Annotated in this window: 20 protein-coding genes; 5 read left to right on the plus strand and 15 right to left on the minus strand. The window is 67.6% G+C overall.

Annotated elements, in window-relative coordinates; translation table 11 throughout:
- Window positions 1–47: 47 nt before the first annotated feature.
- On the minus strand, window positions 48–1,667 hold the full coding sequence (locus tag CJ179_RS04205; RefSeq protein WP_072937835.1) for an AMP-binding protein: 1,620 nt from the start codon (window positions 1,665–1,667) through the stop codon (window positions 48–50).
- Between the two features lie 116 nt (window positions 1,668–1,783).
- On the opposite strand from CJ179_RS04205, the gene CJ179_RS04210 reads away from it, so the two are divergent.
- Both CJ179_RS04210 and CJ179_RS04215 read left to right on the plus strand, forming a co-directional pair.
- The gene (locus CJ179_RS04210; RefSeq protein ID WP_072937834.1) at window positions 1,784–2,650 is read left to right on the plus strand and encodes a LuxR C-terminal-related transcriptional regulator; all 867 of its coding nucleotides are present in this window, start codon (window positions 1,784–1,786) and stop codon (window positions 2,648–2,650) included.
- 53 nt (window positions 2,651–2,703) lie between these two features.
- Complete coding sequence (locus CJ179_RS04215; protein WP_072937833.1) at window positions 2,704–4,125, plus strand: APC family permease; 1,422 nt, start codon at window positions 2,704–2,706, stop codon at window positions 4,123–4,125.
- A 43-nt stretch (window positions 4,126–4,168) separates the two neighbouring features.
- Here CJ179_RS04215 and CJ179_RS04220 read toward each other — a convergent pair whose 3' ends face one another.
- The 9 genes from CJ179_RS04220 to dxr form a co-directional block, all read right to left on the minus strand.
- Window positions 4,169–4,597 carry a hypothetical protein gene (locus CJ179_RS04220; protein ID WP_072937832.1) on the minus strand — a complete coding sequence of 143 codons (429 nt, stop codon included), beginning with the start codon at window positions 4,595–4,597 and terminating at the stop codon, window positions 4,169–4,171.
- On the minus strand, window positions 4,594–5,076 hold the full coding sequence (locus CJ179_RS04225) for a GyrI-like domain-containing protein (RefSeq protein WP_095860760.1): 483 nt from the start codon (window positions 5,074–5,076) through the stop codon (window positions 4,594–4,596). Before CJ179_RS04225 ends, CJ179_RS04220 begins: the two co-directional genes overlap by 4 nt.
- 1 nt (window position 5,077) lies before the next feature.
- Complete coding sequence (locus tag CJ179_RS04230; protein ID WP_072937830.1) at window positions 5,078–5,383, minus strand: hypothetical protein; 306 nt, start codon at window positions 5,381–5,383, stop codon at window positions 5,078–5,080.
- Between the two features lie 157 nt (window positions 5,384–5,540).
- Window positions 5,541–7,355 (minus strand): penicillin-binding transpeptidase domain-containing protein, encoded by a 1,815-nt coding sequence (locus tag CJ179_RS04235; protein ID WP_179377534.1) that lies wholly within the window; start codon window positions 7,353–7,355, stop codon window positions 5,541–5,543.
- Window positions 7,356–7,409: 54 nt separating this feature from the next.
- A complete protein-coding gene (locus tag CJ179_RS04240) occupies window positions 7,410–8,246 on the minus strand; it encodes a GNAT family N-acetyltransferase (RefSeq protein ID WP_015890310.1) in 837 nt (278 codons plus the stop codon).
- Window positions 8,247–8,340: 94 nt separating this feature from the next.
- Window positions 8,341–9,498 (minus strand): flavodoxin-dependent (E)-4-hydroxy-3-methylbut-2-enyl-diphosphate synthase, encoded by a 1,158-nt coding sequence (ispG, locus tag CJ179_RS04245; protein WP_072937829.1) that lies wholly within the window; start codon window positions 9,496–9,498, stop codon window positions 8,341–8,343.
- Between the two features lie 130 nt (window positions 9,499–9,628).
- The gene (locus CJ179_RS04250) at window positions 9,629–10,771 is read right to left on the minus strand and encodes an RNA-guided endonuclease TnpB family protein (RefSeq protein WP_095860761.1); all 1,143 of its coding nucleotides are present in this window, start codon (window positions 10,769–10,771) and stop codon (window positions 9,629–9,631) included.
- An 87-nt stretch (window positions 10,772–10,858) separates the two neighbouring features.
- On the minus strand, window positions 10,859–12,079 hold the full coding sequence (locus CJ179_RS04255; protein WP_095860762.1) for an RIP metalloprotease: 1,221 nt from the start codon (window positions 12,077–12,079) through the stop codon (window positions 10,859–10,861).
- A gap of 6 nt (window positions 12,080–12,085) precedes the next feature.
- Window positions 12,086–13,282, minus strand: a complete 1,197-nt coding sequence (dxr, locus tag CJ179_RS04260; RefSeq protein ID WP_373560132.1) for a 1-deoxy-D-xylulose-5-phosphate reductoisomerase — start codon at window positions 13,280–13,282, stop codon at window positions 12,086–12,088.
- 81 nt (window positions 13,283–13,363) lie between these two features.
- Between dxr and CJ179_RS04265 the strand changes: the two genes are divergently transcribed.
- A complete protein-coding gene (locus CJ179_RS04265; protein ID WP_072937825.1) occupies window positions 13,364–13,633 on the plus strand; it encodes a DUF2631 domain-containing protein in 270 nt (89 codons plus the stop codon).
- 81 nt (window positions 13,634–13,714) lie between these two features.
- Here CJ179_RS04265 and rlmN read toward each other — a convergent pair whose 3' ends face one another.
- The gene (gene rlmN, locus CJ179_RS04270; protein ID WP_095860763.1) at window positions 13,715–14,824 is read right to left on the minus strand and encodes a 23S rRNA (adenine(2503)-C(2))-methyltransferase RlmN; all 1,110 of its coding nucleotides are present in this window, start codon (window positions 14,822–14,824) and stop codon (window positions 13,715–13,717) included.
- Window positions 14,825–14,938: 114 nt separating this feature from the next.
- On the opposite strand from rlmN, the gene CJ179_RS04275 reads away from it, so the two are divergent.
- Window positions 14,939–15,352 (plus strand): lipopolysaccharide assembly LapA domain-containing protein, encoded by a 414-nt coding sequence (locus tag CJ179_RS04275; protein WP_072937824.1) that lies wholly within the window; start codon window positions 14,939–14,941, stop codon window positions 15,350–15,352.
- 83 nt (window positions 15,353–15,435) lie between these two features.
- Entirely contained in the window at window positions 15,436–16,287 is an 852-nt protein-coding gene (locus CJ179_RS04280) for a CoA ester lyase (RefSeq protein ID WP_174705456.1), read from the plus strand.
- A gap of 9 nt (window positions 16,288–16,296) precedes the next feature.
- On the opposite strand, the gene CJ179_RS04285 is transcribed toward CJ179_RS04280, so the two are convergent.
- From CJ179_RS04285 to pyrH, 4 genes are all read right to left on the minus strand, one after another.
- The gene (locus tag CJ179_RS04285; protein WP_072937823.1) at window positions 16,297–16,998 is read right to left on the minus strand and encodes a class I SAM-dependent methyltransferase; all 702 of its coding nucleotides are present in this window, start codon (window positions 16,996–16,998) and stop codon (window positions 16,297–16,299) included.
- Window positions 16,999–17,008: 10 nt separating this feature from the next.
- Entirely contained in the window at window positions 17,009–17,935 is a 927-nt protein-coding gene (locus CJ179_RS04290) for a phosphatidate cytidylyltransferase (RefSeq protein ID WP_095860764.1), read from the minus strand.
- 28 nt (window positions 17,936–17,963) lie between these two features.
- Window positions 17,964–18,521, minus strand: a complete 558-nt coding sequence (gene frr, locus CJ179_RS04295) for a ribosome recycling factor (protein WP_015890301.1) — start codon at window positions 18,519–18,521, stop codon at window positions 17,964–17,966.
- Between the two features lie 81 nt (window positions 18,522–18,602).
- Window positions 18,603–19,331, minus strand: a complete 729-nt coding sequence (gene pyrH / locus CJ179_RS04300) for a UMP kinase (protein WP_015890300.1) — start codon at window positions 19,329–19,331, stop codon at window positions 18,603–18,605.
- Window positions 19,332–19,386 lie beyond the last annotated feature (55 nt).

Raw genomic sequence — 19,386 nt, forward strand, 5'->3', positions numbered from 1 at the left:
TTAACGAGTCCTGACACTCCTCAACCGCGCACGGGCGGCGGAGCCGCCTACTTCTGGCGGAGCAGGTACCGCTGCACCTTGCCGCTGGGGGTCTTCGGCAGGCTCGGGACGAAGTGCACGGTGCGCGGGTAGGCGTGCGCGGCGAACTTCTTCTTCACCAGCGTCTGCAGTTCGACCTCCAGTTCGCCGGTCCCGTCGATGCCGTCGCGCAGGACGACGAACGCCTCGAGCACCTCACCGCGCAGTTCGTCGGGCATCCCGACGACCGCGGCCTCGACGACGTGGTCGTGCATGACGAGCACGCTCTCGACGTCGAACGGCCCGATCCGGTAGCCGGCCATGATGATCACGTCGTCGTCGCGGGCGGAGAAGAAGTAGAAGCCGTCCTCGTCGGTCTGGCCGGCGTCGCCGGTGAGGTACCAGCGCCCGTCGGCGGTGAACCGCTGCGCGGTCTTCTCCGGTGCGTCTACGTAGCCGGTGAACCACATCAGCGGGCTGCCCAGGGTGTCGATGGCGACCCGCCCCGGGGTGCGCGGCGGGGCGACGGCGTCGGAATCGTCCTCGAGGACGGCACACGCCCACCCCGGCAAGGGTTTGCCCATGGAGCCCTCGCGCACCTCGTCCCGCAGCCCGTCGGCCCAGGCGTTGGCGATGAACATGCCGTGTTCGGTCTGGCCGTAGTGGTCGCGGACGAACACGTTCAGGTTGGCCTCGGCCCACGAGATCACGTCGGGGGTGAGGGGTTCACCCGCCGACGACGCGCGCCGCAGTTTCACCGTCTCGGGGATCGGAGTGGGATCGGCCCGCAAGCTGCGGTAGACCGTGGGCGCGGCAGCGAAGTTGGTGACGCCGAACCGCTCCATCACCTGCCAGGTGAGGGGTGCGGAGAACCCGGCGTGCAGCAGGATGCTGCGGGTGCCCGCGGCAAGGGGCCCGAGCAGCGCGTAGTACAGGCCGTACGCCCAGCCGGGGTCGGCGGCGTTCCAGAACACATCGTCCTTGCGGACGTCGAGGCCGAACTCCTGGTAGGCGTGGAACGACGCGAGTGCGCGCAGGGGCACCGGAACGCCCTTCGGGGTCCCGGTCGTGCCACTGGTGAACAACTGGACGAGGGGTCCCGCGCCGCCGACCGTGACAGCCGCGCCCTTCACATCCGCCGCGTCGCGCGACTCCACGAGCGTCGCGAAATCGAGAGCGCCGGAGCCGCCGCCCACGACGACGACCTGCCACGGCGCATCCGCGGGAATGTCTTCCCCGGGCGCCAGCTTCTCGACCTGATTGGCGTCGGAGACGACGACCTTCGCGCCGCTGGCACCGAGCCGGAACGCGATCGCCGGCGGCGCGAACGCGGTGAACAGGGGGACGTGGACGGCGCCCCGGCGCCAGATCCCGAGCAGTGCGACCACCAGTTCCGCCGACTTGCCCATCAGCGTCGCGACGTGGTCACCCGGCTCCACCCCGAGGTCCGCCAGTGCGGCGGCGAAGCGTGACGACTGCTCGCGCAGGTAGCCGTAGGTGAGGTCCGTCGACGACAGGTCGGCTTCGACGACGGTGAACGCCACGTCGTCGGCGGGGTGTCGATCACACAGCAGTTCCGCGGCGGACGCCGTCGGCGTGTCGTACTGGTCCAGCAGTTCACGCACGCGTGCGGCGGGATCGGTGGTCATGCGGTACTCCTCGTGTTCTCATGGCCAGGTAAAGAGGTCGGGCCGTCGCCCGAACCCACTACGGTTATGATCTAGCTCACAGACCGCTGTGACTACCCCCGGAAAGGGGTGACGACTTGGTTGCTCGTGCACCGTCGCTGCTGCGCCCTCGGGACGGGGACGCACTACGTGGTGAGCTGCGCGCCATCGCAGCTCACGGCGTTGCGCCGGTCCTGTTCGCCGGCGAGGTCCAGGACGACACACTCCACCTCAGCGAGTTCGTCGGCACCCGCACCAACAACCTCAAGGGGCTCGCCATCCCGGCGCGGTCCGGACTGGGCGGGCGCGTGGTCGCCCAGCGCACACCCGCGTCGGTCAACGACTACGGCAGAGCCTCGACCATCACGCACCACTACGACCGGCCCGTCCTCAGTGAGGGACTCCGGTCCATCCTGGCAGTGCCCGTCATGGTGCACGGCAGTTCGCGCGCGGTGCTGTACGCCGCCATCCGTGATTGCGCGCCGATCGGCGACCGCACCGCGGACATCGTCGTCGCGGCGTCGCGACGCCTCGGTACCGAGATCGCCATCCGGGACGAGGTCGATCGCCGCCTCGAGATGATGAAGACGCTCGAGGGCAACGGCGCAGGTGGCGCCACCACCGAGGAACTCCGGGACATCCACGCGGAACTGCGGAGTGTCGCGCAGACCGTCACCGACACCTCGCTGCAGGCCCGACTCCGCGGGCTGTCGCAGAGGCTGGCCGGGATCCTGCGGCCGGACGCCGGTGGCGCCGACGAGGACCCCGGCGTCCACCTCACTCCACGTGAGATCGACGTCCTGTCCCACGTCGCCCTGGGGTGCACCAACAGTGAAGCGGCCCAGCGACTCTCGGTCGGGCCCGAGACGGTGAAGAGTTATCTGCGCAGCGCCATGAGCAAGCTCGACGCACGGTCGCGGCACGAGGCGGTGGTGACCGCGCGCAGGCTCGGGCTGCTCCCCTAGCGAACGCGTCTTCTCGAACGAGGGACGCAGGCGGTAGCGAAAGGCGGTGGGTGATGGGATCGACAACGGACGCCACGAATTCGAACACCCCGGGTTCGAACTCGCCCGAACAACCGAGCCTCAAGCGGGTCATGGGCCCGGGTCTGCTCCTGTTGTTCATCGTCGGCGACATCCTCGGCACCGGCATCTACGCGCTCACCGGCAAGGTGGCCAATCAGGTCGGGGGCGCGGTGTGGCTGCCGTTCCTGGTGGCGTTCGTCGTCGCGATCATCACCGCGTTCAGTTACCTGGAGTTGGTCACGAAGTACCCGAAGGCCGCCGGCGCCGCGCTGTACACGCACAAGGCGTTCGGGGTGCACTTCCTCACGTACATGGTCGCGTTCGCCGTGATGTGCTCGGGAATCACGTCCGCGTCGACGGCGTCGCGGGCGTTCGCAGCCAATTTCGTCGAGGCGTTCCACCTCGACTTCTCCACCGGGATCGGCATCACCCTGCTCGGTCTCGGATTCATGACGCTGGTGGGTCTCGTCAACTTCCGCGGGGTCAGCGAGAGCGTCAAGACCAACGTCGTGCTCACCTGCGTCGAACTGTCCGGACTCCTGATCATCATCATGATCGGGTTGTGGGCCCTCGGCGTCGGCGACGGCGACTTCTCGCGGGTCACCACGTTCGACACGGGCGACCGATCCGCGCTCGGCGCGGTCGTCGCAGGGACCGCCCTCGCGTTCTTCGCGATGGTCGGGTTCGAGGACTCGGTCAACATGGCCGAGGAATGCAAGGAACCGAGCCGCATCTTCCCGAAGGTCCTGCTGACCGGTCTCATCATCACCGGCTGCATCTACGTGTTCGTGTCGGTCACCGCGATCGCGCTGGTGCCGGTGAGCGAACTCGGCGAGGGCGACACTCCGCTGCTGAAGGTCGTTCAGGCCGGGGCGCCCGCCTTCCCGATCGGGATCTTCGCGTTCATCACCATGTTCGCCGTCGCCAACACGGCGCTGATCAACATGCTGATGGCGAGCCGGCTGCTGTACGGCATGAGCCGGGAGGGCGTCCTGCCACCCCCGCTCGGCCGCGTGCACTCCACGAGGCGCACCCCGTACGTGGCGATCGTCTTCACGACGCTCCTCGCGTTCGGCCTCATCACGTTCGTCGGTGAGGTCCCCGAACTGGGCGGCACGACGGCGCTGCTGCTGCTGGGCGTGTTCACCATCGTCAATATCACCGTGCTCGTCCTGCGCAGGCAACCGGTGGAGCACAAGCATTTCCGGGTACCGACCATCCTGCCGATCATCGGCGCCCTCACGTGCGGCTTCCTCGTCACACCTTTCGCCGACCGCCCCGCGGTGCAGTACCAGATCGCGGGCATCCTCCTCGGAATCGGTGTCGTGCTGTGGGCCGGGACCGTCGTCGTGAACAAGAGGCTCGGCAAGGGCGGGCCCGAGATCGACCCCGAGAAACTCGCCGAGCACGAGTGACACGGCAGTACTGGTTTCGCTTCCGCGACCGGCCGTTCGCCGCTCAGCACAGCGAGAGGAACAGTTCGACCGACCCGTCCGGATGATGCACCTCCAGATCCTCGGTGAAAGCGCGTTCGATCCGGCCGCGCGCCGCCGCGTAGTCCGCGACGCTCCACGTCTCGGCGAGCGCGTCCGGTTCCGATTCGTCCTCGCACCGGAATCGGGCGAAATAGCCGGAACGAACGCCGACCAGGACGTCGCCGGGCTCCATCTTGTCGGTCGAATCGCACGGGTACCCGACGACGACCGTGAACGTGCGCGGCGGCGGGGATGCCGCGTAGACGACGAAGATCTCGGAGATCCCCCGATCCCTGATCCGCTCCACGGTGAAGTCGACGAGTTCCCGGCCCTGCCCGGGACGTCCGGGTTTTCCTTCGGGGATGGTCAGGCCCACGAACGATTCGGCCTGCCTCTTGACGATCTCGATCATAACTTCTCACCTGTTGCATTCGACGGTCCGGCGGACTCGTCCACGCGGATAGGGATGTACAGGTCGACGGCGTAGGCGTGCGGATACGCCTCGAGGTCGCCGGTGTACGTCCGCTCGATGTCGCCGTGCGCCTCCGCCTCGCTGACCTGCGCCCACAGCCGCAACATGACGTCCGGGAACATGCCCCGCGAGGAGAACTTCGCGTACGTGCCGGGCGGGATCCGCGAAATGACGTGGCCCCGCGTGGCGTCGTCCACCGTCGCGCACTCGTACCCGACGATCTGGGTGTAATACGACTCGACGTCGGGCGCGAAGTCGATGTAGGTGGACGCGAGCGGCCCGCCGACCTCGTGGTGGAGCACCCTCGTCCAGGCGCGGTCGAGACGAGGGTCGCTCAGCTGTCCCAACGCCCGCCGGGGGCTGCGCACGGGGAGCCCGGCCACGAGGGTTTCGCCGCGCTCGATGATCTCGAATGACATGTCAGATCGCGTCCTCGAGCACGTGTGCGTCGCGAACGCCGACGCAGGGCACCCCTCGAGCCCGCGCCAGCTGCATCGCCATCGCATCGGATGGCGAACAGAGTCCGTCCAGAACGTCCTCGGTCGCGATCGCGCAGACGACGTCACCCTCACATTCGGTGATCGATTCGACTCCACGGTCGGAAGCCCACTGCCGCAACGCAACCCACCGCGTCAGCTCGGTGCCGGCGCCCGGGCGCCCGACGAACAACACCCGCCGGGTGCGGTTCGCTGTCTCCACGCAATTCACTTCTGCACTGATGGTCATGGTCCGACTTCCTGTCCACGTTGGCTTTTCGATCCCGGCTGTGCGGGTTCTTCCTTCTGCAACCAACTATGGACGGCGCCGACGGTGAAGTCTGTCCACCGATCAGCCCCCGAACAGGATGAATTCCGCGTCCCCCGATCGGTGGACAGCCGCCGGGTCAGTACCCCTCGGGCAGGGCGGCGAACATGTCGCGGGTGACGGCGACGGCGTTGTCGGAACTGCCGCCGCGCACCACCAGTGTCGCGAACGCCAGGTCGCCGCGGTATCCGACGAACCAGGCGTGCGAGCCGCCCTCGACCTCGGCCTCACCGGTCTTGCCGTACACCTCGCCCTGGTCTTCGATCCGCTCGGCGGTACCGCTCGTCACCACGAGGCGCATCATTCCGCGCAGCCCGTCGACCATCTCCGGGCTGATCGGCGGATGCTCCCCGTCGATCTTGGTTTCCCGCCCCGCGATCAACCGCGGCACCGGCGTCGTGCCGTGCGCGATGGTCGCCGCGGCCAACGCCATCCCGAACGGACTGACCACCACCTTGCCCTGACCGAACCCGTCCTCGGTCCGCTGCACGAGGTCGTCGGCGGGCGGCACCGAACCCGAGTCGGTGGGCAGGCCGACCACGTCGTAGTCGGGCCCGATTCCGTACTGCGATGCCGCGACCGTCAGTGCGTCGGGCCGCATCTCGCTGGCGAGTTTCGCGAACGACGTGTTGCACGAACGGGCGAACGCCGTCGCCATGGGCACGGTGCCGAGCGCGAATTCGTTGTAGTTCGGGACGCTGCGTTCACCGATCTCGATGCGTCCGGGACACGGCACCATCGTGTCGGGTGTCGCGATGCCCGAGGAGATCGCGGCGCCGGCGGTGATGATCTTGAACGTCGAACCGGGCGGATACAGGCCGGTGAGCGCAACCGGTCCGTCCTTGTCCGCCGCCCTGTTCTGCGCGACGGCCAGCACGTCGCCGGTCGACGGCTGGATGACGACCATCATGGTCTGGTCGGTGCGGGCGTTGACGGCGTTCTGCGCGGCGATCTGGATGGGACGGTCCAGGCTGATCGAGAACGACGGGGAGGTCTGCGGCGCCGTCTCGGTGAGCACGTCCGTGTCCACCCCGTTCTGGTTGACCGTGACCACGCTCCAGCCGGCCTTGCCGTCGACTTCGTCGATCACGGTCTTCTTCACCTGGCCGACCAAATCCGGTGCGAAGTTCCGGTCGGTGGCGACGAGGTCCGCCTCGTCGGACACGCTCACCCCGGGAATGGCGCCGAGCACACCGGCGACCTGTTCGTAATCGTCCGACCGCAACCGGGTGACGAGGTAGTCGCCCTTGACCGCCGTCGCCGATTCGGCGATCGACTGCGCGGTGAGCGTGTTGTCGAACGTGACGAGCGCCGACGCGAGGGACTGGGCGCTGCCGATCACGTTGCCCGACTGCGCCGCATCGAACTTCACGCGGTACACCACGCCGGGGACGAGGACGTCCGAACCGGAATGCTCGTTGACTCGCGCCCGGGGAGCTGCGGTGGACCGCAGCGACATCGTCTGCCGGTCCCCCAGCCGGGGATGGACGTTCGTGGAACTCCACCGCACGGCCCAGTCGCCGCCGCGCCGCCCCATCTGCAGTTCACCCGAATACGCCCAGACCCGGTTCTTCGGCAGATGCCATTCGTACGTGTACCCGACGGTGGCCGTGTCACCGCTGACGTCGACGTCCGTCGTCCGGGCGTCGAGCGACTCGGCCTGCAGCGACGTCCACGCGGACTCGAGGGCCTGGCGGGCCACGTCCGGGCGATCCGACAGGTCGGCGGCCTGCTCCGAATCCTGCTCGGCGAACGCCGTCAGAAACGCCTGCGCCGCCGGTTCCGGACCGTCCGGTCTCGGCGTGCACGCGGCGAGACCCGCCGTCAGCACAGCGGCGCCGCAGAGGGCGATCGACTGGACGACGCGGGAGCGAGAGTGTGGCCGCAGGTTCATCGCCGCCCATGCTATGTCGGCGGACACCGCCGACACGGTAGGCGGGCCAGCGCGTCAGTCCAGGAGAATTGTGGCGAACGTCGCGACCTGCCTGAAGCCGATGCGTGCGTACGCACTGCGGGCCACCGTGTTGAAACTGTTGACGTAGAGACTGGCGATGCGGCCCTCCGCGATGACGGCCTCCGCGACCGTCGCGGTGCCCGCCGCGCCGAACCCGTGCCCGCGGTACATCGGGTGCACCCAGACGCCCTGGATCTGCCCGACCCGCGCGGACACCGAACCGACCTCGGCCTTGAACACCACCTGATCGTCCTCGAATCTCGCCCACGCCCGGCCTGCGGCGATGAGATTGGCGACGCGGCGCCGGTATCCTCGACCGCCGTCGTTGGCGCGGGGGTCGATGCCGACCTCCTCGATGAACATCGCGACCGCGGCAGGCAGATACTGCTCGAGTTCGTGCATCCGCACCTGCCGGACCAACGGATCCGGGCGGCATTGCGGCGTACTCGCCAGCGCCAGCAGCGGCTGATCGGGCCGGACCTCGCGGGCAGGCCCCCAATCCAGCTCGAGCATCTCCCACAACGGCAACGTCAACTCGGCCCGCCCGACCAGCGACGAGCACATGCGCGGCGTGCGACAGGCGCGGTCGGCGAACGCCCGCATGTCGTCGATGCTGCCCCGCAGCGGCACGAAATTCGCGCCGGAGAAGCACAACGATTCGAGCGGCCCGCCCCGACTCCACAACTCTCCGTGGATCATCCGGGGATCGATACCGCCCTCTTCCACGCGAGCGGCAACCATGCAGGCGGCGACAGGATCGGCGTCGAGAACGCGGAGCACGTGTGCTGCGTCCCGACTGCTCAACTGTTTGGCACCGAGGAGCTTGAGCATCTACCCAACCTTGTCAGCTAGTGGACCTGCCCACCAGATTGCCACGAACTCGCCGGAAACGGGAGACGTTTCGTCGCCCGCTGCGGGCGCCGGGTCAGCTGACCGTCACGACGGGAGATCCGGACGTCGCGTCGCCCTCCATCTCCTCGGCGATCCGCATCGCTTCCTCGATCAACGTTTCGACGATCTGCGCCTCCGGCACCGTCTTGATGACCTTGCCCTTGACGAAGATCTGTCCCTTGCCGTTGCCGGACGCGACGCCCAGATCGGCCTCGCGGGCCTCACCGGGACCGTTGACGACGCACCCCATGACGGCCACGCGCAGCGGGATCTCCATGCCCTCGAGTCCGGCGGTCACCTCGTCGGCCAACGTGTACACGTCGACCTGGGCGCGCCCGCACGACGGGCACGACACGATCTCGAGCTTGCGGGGCCGCAGGTTCAGCGACTGCAGGATCTGCGTGCCGACCTTGATCTCCTCGGCGGGCGGGGCGGACAGCGACACCCGGATGGTGTCGCCGATGCCGTCGGCCAGCAGCGCGCCGAACGCGACCGCCGACTTGATCGTGCCCTGGAACGCGGGACCGGCCTCGGTCACACCCAGGTGCAGCGGGTAGTCGCACTGCGCCGCCAGCTGCCGGTAGGCCTCGACCATGATCACCGGGTCGTTGTGCTTCACCGAGATCTTGATGTCGCCGAACCCGTGTTCCTCGAACAGTCCCGCCTCCCACAGCGCGGACTCGACGAGCGCCTCCGGCGTGGCCTTGCCGTACTTCTGCATCAGCCGCGGGTCGAGGGATCCGGCGTTGACGCCGATCCGGATCGGGATGCCGGCGTCGCCTGCCGCCTTCGCGACCTCCTTGACGCGTCCGTCGAACTCCTTGATGTTGCCGGGGTTCACGCGGACGGCGGCGCAGCCGGCCTCGATCGCGGCGAAGATGTACCGCGGCTGGAAGTGGATGTCGGCGATGACCGGGATCTGGCTCTTCTTCGCGATGGTCGCGAGCGCGTCGGCGTCCTCCTGCCGCGGGCAGGCGACGCGCACGATGTCGCAACCGGATGCCGTGAGTTCGGCGATCTGCTGCAGCGTGGCGTTGACGTCGTGCGTCTTGGTGGTGCACATCGACTGCACGGATACCGGGAAGTCGCTGCCGACACCGACAGATCCGACCTGGAGCTGGCGAGTCTTGCGGCGAGGTGCGAGAACGGCGGCCGGGCCTTCGGGCATACCCAATCCGACAGGGCTGGTCACGTGGGTGCCTTCTTTCGTAGCTTCAAGTCCGAGTTTAGCGTTGACGTCCTCTCGGCCGTGAACGACCGAGATTCTCCTCGGGACTCGCGTCCCGAGGTTCCTGTTTCACCGACAGTCGCCTCCCCACACCTTAGGTGCGAGGTGGTCTCACACCATCTCCGCAGGCTGCCACCGCCAGTCCGACGGCCAAAATGTTCCTTGCCGCGTTCACATCCCGATCGTGGACGACGCCGCATCGGCATGTCCACTCCCGCACGTTCAGCGGCATCGCCCCGGCGATCACCCCGCACACCGAGCAGGTCTTCGACGACGGACAGAACCGATCGACCGCCACCACCCGCCGCCCGTACCAGTCGGCCTTGTACTCGAGCATCGACCGGAACGCGGACCACCCCGCATCCGAGATCACCCGAGACAACGACCGATTCTTGACCATGTTCCGCACACTCAGATCCTCGATGGCGATCACTTGATTTTCGCGCACCAGCCGAGTGGAGAGTGTGTGCAGATAATCGCGCCGCCGATCGGCGATCCGACCATGAATCTTCGCGACCTTCAGTCGGGCCTTGGCCCGGTTCCGGGATCCCTTCTGCTTCTTGGCCAGCACCCGTTGCGCCTTCGCCAACCGCGCACGGTCCGCGCGCTCGTGGCGCGGGTTGGTGATCTTCTCCCCCGTCGAGAGCGTGTACAGGCTGGTGATCCCGGCATCGAGCCCGACCACCCGATCGGCCGGCTCGAGTTCGCTGATCGTGTCCTCGACGAGGATCGAAATGTGGTACTGACCGCGAGCATTGCGCGACACCGTCACCTGCGACGGTGTCACCCCCTCCGGTAGCGGCCTCGACCACCGAATATCCAGAGGTTCGGACTGCTTGGCCAACCGGACCTGCCCACCCCGGTAGGTGAAGCAGTTCGAATAGTAGGTCGCCGAATCCTTCGACCGGCCCTTCCTCTTGAACTTCGGGTAGCCGGCCCGCTTGCGCCAGAACCTCTCGAACGCGCCCTGCAACTGCCGCAGCGATTCCTGCAACGGCCCCTTCGACGGCTCCGCCAACCACTCCGTCTCGGCATCCCGCTTCCATCCCGTGAGCATCTTCGAGGTATCCGCATAGGTCACCCGACGCCGCTCCTGCGACCACGCCCGCGACCGCTCGGCCAACGCCCGGTTGTAAACATACCGGGTGCACCCGAACGTCCGAGCAAGCTGTTCCGCCTGCACCGCAGTCGGATAGAAACGGTACTTGAACGCCCGCCTCACCACCCTCCCCGCCATAACCCAGACACTAACCCCACGGTCCGACAAAACCAGATCGGCCATCCCGGACCACAAGGACCGGGATAGCGCCGAAAGGCCCAGCGATCACTGGAAGAGCTTGATCGGGTTGACGATGTCGGCGGTCAGCGTGAGGAGCATGTATGCGCCGCCTATGACGATCACCACATAGGTGACGGGCAGGAGCTTCATGTAGTCGACGGGTCCGCCGCGCGGAAGCCCGCGCCTGCTGCGGAACCAGTCCCGGACCCGTTCGTAGACGGTGACCGCCATGTGCCCGCCGTCGAGCGGCAGCAGCGGAAGCAGGTTGAACATTCCGAGGAAGAAGTTCAGGCTCGCCAGCAGCAGCACGAATGCTTCCCAGATGCCCTGTTCGGCGATCTGACCGCCGATGACGCTCGCGCCGTACACCGAGATCGGGGTCTCCGGGTCGCGTTCGCCGCCGGTGACCGCGTGCCACAGGTCGACGGCCTTGCTCGGCATCTGCACCATCCGCTCGGCGGTCATCACGAACATGTCGCCGGTGAACTCGAACGAGGCAGGAACCGCGGAGAGGGCCGAGTGCTCGACGACGCTCGGGGTCGCGCCGATGCCGATCGCACCGACCGTCGCCTCGTGCGGTTCGGTCTCGCCCTTCTCCTGGACCCAGCGCTGCACCTGCTGGACCGGGACGACGATCGTCTGTTCCTCGCCGTCCCGCTCGACCGTGAAGTCGACCGGACCGGACAGCGAACGGGTCGCGGCGGCCACGTCGGCGAACGTCGGCGTGTCCTTGCCGTCGACCGCGGTGATGACGTCGCCGGTCCTGATGCCCGCCTGCTCGGCGGGGCCCGGGCCGGTGCACTCGGACAGGGCGAAGTCGGGGCCGGGCCCCTGGGTCGGCGCCGCACACCCGACCGACCCGACGACCGCGTCGGTGGACCGGTTCAGATCGGGCAGGCCCCAGCCGACGGCGAGGACGTACACCAGCACGAGGCCGAGGACGAAGTTCATGCCGATGCCGCCGGACATCACCGCGAGGCGCTTCCAGGTGGGCTTCTTGTACATGGCCCGGTCTTCTTCGTCCGGTTCGAGTTCGTCCAGCGCCGTCATCCCGGCGATGTCGCAGAACCCGCCGAGCGGGAGCGCCTTGAGCCCGTACTCGGTCTCACCGCGGCGGAAGGAGAAGACCTTGGGTCCGAAGCCGATGAAGTACCGGCGGACCTTCATGCCGGTGGCCTGCGCCACCCACATGTGCCCCGCTTCGTGAAGTGCGATCGACAACGCGATCCCGAGGGCGAAGAGAACAACGCCCACTGCGAACACCATGCAGTTCTAGCCTTCCTGCTTCACGAGCTGACGTGCTCGCTCACGTGCCCAGCCGTCGGCGGCCAGTACGTCTTCCACGGTAGCCGGTGGCGCCGACCACTCGTCCGCCTCGGACAGCACGGAGGCGACGGTGCGGACGATGCGCGGGAACCGGATGATCCCGTCCAAGAATGCCTGAGCGGCGACCTCGTTCGCAGCGTTGTAGACGGCGGTGAGGCATCCCCCACCCTTGCCCGCCTCGCGGGCGAGGTCGACGGCGGGGAAAACCTGCGAGTCGAGTGGCTCGAACTCCCAGGTGGACGCGGTGCTGAAGTCGCAGGCCGCGGCGGCGCCCGCCACCCGGTGCGGCCAGCCGAGGGCCAGCGCGATCGGGAGCTTCATGTCCGGTGGGCTGGCCTGCGCGAGCGTCGAGCCGTCGGTGAACGTGACCATCGAGTGCACGATGGACTGCGGGTGCACGGTGACGTCGATCCGGTCGTAGTCGACGCCGAACAGCAGGTGGGTCTCGATCAGTTCGAGCCCCTTGTTGACGAGGGTCGCCGAGTTCAGCGTGTTCATCGGCCCCATCGACCACGTGGGGTGGGCGCCGGCCTGCTCGGGTGTCACCGATTCCAGCCGGTCGGCCGTCCAGCCGCGGAACGGTCCGCCGGAGGCGGTGAGGACCAGGCGGTCCACCTCGTCCGCGCTGCCGCCGCGCAGGCACTGGGCCAGCGCCGAATGCTCGGAGTCGACCGGCACGATCTGTCCCGGCGCCGCGGCCGCCGTCACGAGTGGCCCGCCTGCGACGAGCGACTCCTTGTTGGCCAGGGCGAGCCGCGCACCGGACTCGAGCGCGGCCAGTGTCGGCTCCAGGCCCAGCGAACCGACCAGTGCGTTGAGCACGACGTCCGCTTCCGTGGTGCGCACGAGTTCGGTGACGGCGCCGGATCCGCTCAGCACCCCGGGCAGATCCAGCGCTGCGGCCGCGCCCGGATCCGCGACTGCGACGGACGACACACCCGTCTCGCGAATCTGCCGGGCCAGCAGTTCGACGTTTCCGCCACCGGCTGCGAGCCCCACCACCGTGAACTTGTCCGGGTTGGCGGCCACCACCTCCAACGCCTGGGTGCCGATCGAACCTGTGCTGCCGAGCAGCAGGACGCGAGTGGGCCTGTTTTCATCCACCCGCCCATTGTTCCTGATCGAATGCGGACCGCCCGCCATGGATGGCCCCACTACATACGACGGGCAGTCGTATGTCACGATATGTCGAGTAGCGCAACCGAATCTGCAGGAGGATCGATCGTGGCCGGTACCCAGTTGGAGCCCTCGTCCAGCGACCCCATCGTGGCCGCACACATCGACACCGCGGAGGTCCCGTCGGCGGCATGGGGCTGGAGCGGTGAGGCGCCGAAGACGTTCCGGTTCTTCGGATGGTTCTTCGCCGTGTTCCTGCTGCTCATGATCATCGGAAACCACAGGGGTTTCGTCGAGGACCTGTGGCTGATCGGCTGCGCGGCCGTGATGTTCTTCATCCTCATTCGTGACATCGTCCTGCGGCGCAAGCCCCGGTAATACCGAACCACGAACGAAACCCCTCGCCCCGATCACTCGGGGACGAGGGGTTTCGTCGTATGGGCCTGCGTGACGAAATACTCAGTTCTCGGCGGCGAGCTGGCCGCAGGCGGCGGCGATCTCCTGGCCGCGGGTGTCCCGCACCGTGCAGGACACACCCTGTGCCAGCACGCGCCGGACGAATTCCTTCTCCACCGGCTTCGGGCTCGCGTCCCACTCACTGCCCGGTGTGGGGTTCAGCGGGATCAGATTCACGTGCACCAGCGGTCCGAGCGCCTTGCGCAGTTTCTTGCCCAGCAGGTCGGCGCGCCACGGCTGATCGTTCACGTCCCGGATCAGCGCGTACTCGATGGAGACCCGGCGACCGGACTTGTCCGCGTAGTAGCGGGCGGCGTCGAGGACCTCCGCCACCGACCAGCGGTTGTTCACGGGGACCAGGGTGTCGCGCAGTTCGTCGTCCGGGGTGTGCAGGGACACGGCGAGCGTCACGCTGAGGTCCTCGTCCGCGAGCTTGCGGATCGCGGGCGCCAACCCCACCGTCGACACCGTCACCGAGCGTTGCGACAACCCGAGGCCGTCGGGGGCGGGCGAGGTGATGCGGCGGACGGCGGCGACCACGCGCTTGTAGTTGGCGAGCGGCTCCCCCATGCCCATGAACACGACGTTCGACAACCGGCCCGGACCGCCGTGGACGTCACCGTCGCGCAGGGCGGCCGCGGCGGCACGCACCTGGTCGACGATCTCGGCGGTCGACAGGTTGCGTTGCAGCCCGCCCTGACCGGTCGCGCAGAACGGGCACGCCATTCCGCACCCGGCCTGACTGGAGATGCACAGCGTCGCGCGGTCGGGGTAGCGCATGAGGACGCTTTCCAGCAGCGTCCCGTCGTTCGCCTTCCAGAGCGTCTTGCGGGTGTCGCCCCCGTCGCAGGCCAGGTGCTTGACGGGGGTGAGCAGCGTCGGGAACAGCGCCGCGCCCACCTGTTCGCGCACGGCGGCCGGGAGGTCGGTCATCTTCTCCGGATCCGCCTCGAGCCGCGCGTAGTACTGCCGGGCCAGCTGGTCGGCCCGGAACCCGGGCAGTCCCAGCTCCTTGACGGCCTCCCGCCGCTCGGTGGAGTCGAGGTCCGCGAGATGCTTGGGGGGCATCCCACGCCGGGGCGCGGTGAAAACGAGGGGAAGCGAGACAGCCATAGTTTCTCCATTGTCCCATTGATTCGGGGGTCGTTGTCGTGCGGATGCCTGATCGACGTTGTTTCGCCGCCCGATGCGCATGCGGAACCCGCCCAGGTGGGTGAAGATCAACTCATGTCGACAACACCGGACGACCCTTCGAACTTCCCACCGGACGTCCCGGCCGGTCGTGGTCCCGGTACCGGAGCGGCGCCCACGGACCCGACACAGCCCGACACGTCACCGGCAGGCACCGAGCATCCCGACGTCGCCCGCCGCAAGGGCATCAAGCACACGCGGGTGGGTGCCACCTGGACCGGCCTGGTGATCGGAATCGTCGTTCTGGTACTGCTTCTCGTGTTCATTCTGCAGAACCTCGACAGCGTGACCCTCGAACTGTTCGGCTGGGATTTCACGCTCCCGCTGGGCGTCACTCTGCTGTTCGCGGCGATTGCGGGCGCGGTGATCATGGCCCTCGCGGGCGGTGTCCGCATCATCCAGATCCGGCGGGCGGCGAACCGGCAGCGGCGCCTGAACAGTAATTTCTAACTGAACAATAGTTACGCAAGTGGATTGCGCCGCCGCCTTGCGAGCAGAATTACTGTCGTGGATATCACCGGAACGGCACGACTGTGAAGGCCGACATGGAGACGACTGTGGCACCGCGCATCGCGGCTGAACAAGCACGATCCTGGCTGCTGGTTCCCGCCGGCAAACCCGAGGGTTTCGAGGCGGCACACACCAGCGCCGCCGACGCGGTGATCCTCGACCTCGAGGACGCCGTCACTCCCGACCGCAAACCCCGGGCCCGGGCCGACGTGGTCGCCTGGCTCGGCGAGAACCGCCGCGCGTGGGTGCGGATCAACGACGCCACCACGCCCTACTGGGCGGACGACCTGGCAGCCTTGCACGGTGTGCCCGGACTCGAGGGCGTCATGCTCGCCAAGACCGAGAGCGGGATGCAGGTCGACGCGACCGCCGAGCGACTCCCCGAGGGCACGAAGGTGCTCGCTCTCGTCGAATCCGCGATGGGGCTCGAGGCCGCACCCGAGATCGCCCGGACGGAGGCCACCTTCCGCCTGGCGTTCGGCAGCGGCGACTTCCGTCGCGACACCGGCATGGACGACTCACCGCTGGCGATGGCGTATCCCCGCTCCCGGCTGACGGTCGCCAGCCGGGCCGCCCGGATCGCACCGCCGATCGACGGCCCCACCCTCGGCACCGACATCGACGCGCTGATCCGCGCGTCGGCGCTCACCCTGTCGATGGGGATGACCGGGAAGCTGTGCATGACCATCGCGCAGACGGCTCCGGTCAACGACGCACTGAGTCCGTCCCCGGCCGAGGCCGAATGGGCACGCGACGTGATCGCGGACCTCGGCGAGGACGGTTCCCGGGTGCGGGACGGCAGCGACCTCCCCAGGCTGGCGAAGGCCAAGAAGATCAACGCGCTCGCCAAGCTCTTCCACATCGCACCGCGGTAACGACACCGGTCAGAGCAATTCCAGCCCGGCGGGCTTTCGGCGGACGTGCACGCGGTAGCGCACGTCGAGAGCCACGCCGGGGGTCTGCGCGAATGCCGTGGACGCCGTCTTCTTGGTGAACTCGATGCCGAGGACTGCGCGCAGCGCTTCCCGGTTCGGGAAGCGCCATCGTGTCTCCACTCGGGCCAGGTCGAACCCCTGCGCTGCGAAGAAGGCCTCCACGGCCGCCGGGTGGTAGTGCGGCAGGTCGGCTCGCATCCATTCCCCGTAGGGATGGGCCGTCGCGTCGAGATCGACGACGACCAGTGCGCCGCCCGGGCGCAGCACCCGCATCGCCTCACGAATTCCACGGCCGCAGCCCGGTCCGAAGAAATACGCGGTCCGCGCGTGCACGACGTCGACGGACGCATCGCACAGGGGTATGCCCTCCGCGGAGCCGTCGAGCACGCGGACGTTCGGCAGGTGCCCCACGCGGGCGCGGGCCCGTTCCAGCAGCGGCGGATGGGGTTCGATGCCGTAGACCGTGGCCGCGGACTCCGCGAAGACCGGGAGATGGAAACCGGAGCCGCAGCCCACGTCGGCGACGACGCCGCCCGTCCAGTCTACGGCCCCGCGCAGGTGCCGGAAGATCGCACCGTCCACGTCCTGGGCACGGTTCTCCACCTCGTACCACTCCGGCCAGTGCCAGATGTTCGGGCTGGGAATGGTCACGACAGCGCGGTCACACGAGGACCGTGAGCACCAGCCACGTCACGAACGCCGACGGCAGCAGGGAATCGAGACGGTCCATGATCCCACCGTGCCCGGGAAGCAGAGTGCCCATGTCCTTGATCTGCAGCTCGCGCTTGACCTGGGATTCGATGAGATCGCCGAGCGTGGCGGTGACCACCAGCACGACACCGAGGAGCACACCGATCATTGAGTTCTCGTCGAGGATCAGCGTGACCGTCAGCAGGCTTCCGATCACGCAGAACAGCAGCGAGCCGAAGAACCCTTCCCACGACTTCTTGGGGCTGATCGCCGGCACCATCGGATGCTTGCCGAACAGCACACCCGCCGCATAACCACCGACGTCGGAGCAGACCACGCCGATCATCAGGCACAACACTCGCCCGGCGCCGTCGTCCTGCAGCACCATCAGCACGGCGAACGACGCCAGCAACGGAATCCAGGACGCCACGAACACGGTGATCGCGGTGTCCCGGAGGAAGTTCTGCGGTGTCGCCTTCAACCCGTGGTCGAACAGGCGCCAGACCATGCAGACCAGCACCGTGCCCGCGAAGGCGCTGAGCACTCCGACCGGGCCGAACGGCCACCCGAGCCACAGGATCGCCTGCCCTCCGGCGATCAGCGGGATCCGGGGGGCGCTGATGCCGGCCTCGCGGAGCCGCTTCGTGACCTCCCACGTGGCGACGGCCATCGCGACCGCGACCACCCCGATCCACACGAGGGGCACGTAGACGAGGATCAGGATGAGCGCGACGCCGAGCCCGACGCCGACGCCGATCGCCGCGGGGAGGTTACGCCCGGCCTTGGACTTCGCGGCCGTGGCCGGTTCCGGCGCGGGCTTCCCCTCGGAGACCGGTCCCGAGGGGTCGCCCTCGGAGATGGGTCCCCCTGGGGTCCCGTGTTCTGCTGGCACGGTCACTGTCCCCGATCCACTCCTCGTCTCGTGACTAAACTTCCAGTAACTCGGCTTCCTTGTGCTTCACCAGTTCGTCCACCTGCGCGACATACCGGGCGGTCGTCTTGTCGAGTTCCTTCTCGGCCCGCCCCACCTCGTCCTCGCCGGCCTCGCCGTCCTTCTGGATCCGGGACAGCTCGTCCATCGCCTTGCGGCGCACGTTCCGCACGGACACCTTCGCGTCCTCACCCTTGGACTTGGCCTGCTTCACCAGTTCGCGGCGGCGTTCCTCGGTGAGCTGGGGAACAGAGATGCGGATCAGGTTTCCGTCGTTGGACGGGTTCACGCCCAGGTCGGAGTTCCGGATCGCCGTCTCGATGGCATTCAGCTGCGAGGCCTCGTACGGCTTGACGACGACGAGACGCGCTTCCGGCACGTTGATGCTGGCGAGCTGCGTGATCGGGGTGAACGCGCCGTAGTAGTCGATTCCGATGCGGTTGAACATGCCAGGATTCGCGCGGCCCGTACGGATCGATCCGAGATCGTCCTTGGCCACCGTGACAGCCTTCTCCATCTTCTCCTCGGCTTCGAAGAGAGCTTCATCAATCACGGCTGTTCCTCCATGTCGTTCTGCATCGATTCGTCACTGCCTCTGTTTCGAGAAAACCCTGTGTCGAGCGTGGCACGCGCGTCATGACTTGACGAGCGTTCCGATCTTCTCACCGGACACCGCCCGAGCGATATTCCCCTCGGTCAGCAGATTGAACACCATGATCGGCATCTGGTTGTCCATACACAGGCTGAAGGCCGTCGCGTCGGCCACCTTCAGCTCCTGTTCGATGACCTCACGGTGCGTGATCTGCGTGTACATCGTGGCGTTCGGGTCGAGGTTCGGGTCCGCGGTGAACACACCGTCGACGGCCTTGGCCATCAGCACCACCTCGGCGCCGATCTCGAGGGCCCGCTGCGCCGCGGTCGTGTCGGTCGAGAAGTACGGCATGCCCATGCCGGCACCGAAGATCACGACGCGTCCCTTCTCGAGGTGACGCTGGGCGCGCAGCGGAATGTACGGTTCCGCCACCTGACCCATGGTGATCGCCGTCTGCACGCGGCTGTCGATGCCCTCTTTCTCCAGGAAGTCTTGCAGAGCAAGGCAATTCATGACGGTGCCGAGCATGCCCATGTAGTCGGAACGCGCGCGGTCCAAACCTCGCTGCTGCAGTTCCGCACCACGGAAGAAGTTGCCGCCGCCGATGACCACCGCCACCTGCACCCCGGATCGCACGACCTCGGCGATCTGCTCCGCGACCTTGGTCACCACGTCGGGGTCGAGACCGACCTTGCCACCACCGAACATTTCTCCGCCGAGTTTGAGAAGGACTCGATGGAATCCCGTACGTTCGTTGGCTGGTTCGGACATTGCTCTCCTCAGTTCCACAGCACTCGTCGATTTCGACAGCGGCCGAGCGCACCCA

The organism is Rhodococcus sp. ACS1 (genome assembly GCF_002300155.1).
Lineage (GTDB): Bacteria > Actinomycetota > Actinomycetes > Mycobacteriales > Mycobacteriaceae > Rhodococcus_F > Rhodococcus_F koreensis.

Excerpts from the sequence above, each read along its gene's own strand:
- CJ179_RS04250 (WP_095860761.1), bottom strand. The coding sequence starts at position 10,771 with ATGGCGGGGAGGGTGGTGAGGCGGGCGTTCAAGTACCGTTTCTATCCG.
- dxr (WP_373560132.1), bottom strand. The coding sequence starts at position 13,282 with ATGGCGGGCGGTCCGCATTCGATCAGGAACAATGGGCGGGTGGATGAA.
- CJ179_RS04240 (WP_015890310.1), bottom strand. The coding sequence starts at position 8,246 with ATGCTCAAGCTCCTCGGTGCCAAACAGTTGAGCAGTCGGGACGCAGCA.
- CJ179_RS04255 (WP_095860762.1), bottom strand. The coding sequence starts at position 12,079 with ATGGTGTTCGCAGTGGGCGTTGTTCTCTTCGCCCTCGGGATCGCGTTG.
- CJ179_RS04225 (WP_095860760.1), bottom strand. The coding sequence starts at position 5,076 with ATGTCATTCGAGATCATCGAGCGCGGCGAAACCCTCGTGGCCGGGCTC.
- CJ179_RS04235 (WP_179377534.1), bottom strand. The coding sequence starts at position 7,355 with ATGAACCTGCGGCCACACTCTCGCTCCCGCGTCGTCCAGTCGATCGCC.
- pyrH (WP_015890300.1), bottom strand. The coding sequence starts at position 19,331 with ATGTCCGAACCAGCCAACGAACGTACGGGATTCCATCGAGTCCTTCTC.
- CJ179_RS04205 (WP_072937835.1), bottom strand. The coding sequence starts at position 1,667 with ATGACCACCGATCCCGCCGCACGCGTGCGTGAACTGCTGGACCAGTAC.
- CJ179_RS04275 (WP_072937824.1), top strand. The coding sequence starts at position 14,939 with ATGTCGACAACACCGGACGACCCTTCGAACTTCCCACCGGACGTCCCG.
- CJ179_RS04230 (WP_072937830.1), bottom strand. The coding sequence starts at position 5,383 with ATGACCATCAGTGCAGAAGTGAATTGCGTGGAGACAGCGAACCGCACC.
- CJ179_RS04215 (WP_072937833.1), top strand. The coding sequence starts at position 2,704 with ATGGGATCGACAACGGACGCCACGAATTCGAACACCCCGGGTTCGAAC.
- rlmN (WP_095860763.1), bottom strand. The coding sequence starts at position 14,824 with ATGGCTGTCTCGCTTCCCCTCGTTTTCACCGCGCCCCGGCGTGGGATG.
- CJ179_RS04220 (WP_072937832.1), bottom strand. The coding sequence starts at position 4,597 with ATGATCGAGATCGTCAAGAGGCAGGCCGAATCGTTCGTGGGCCTGACC.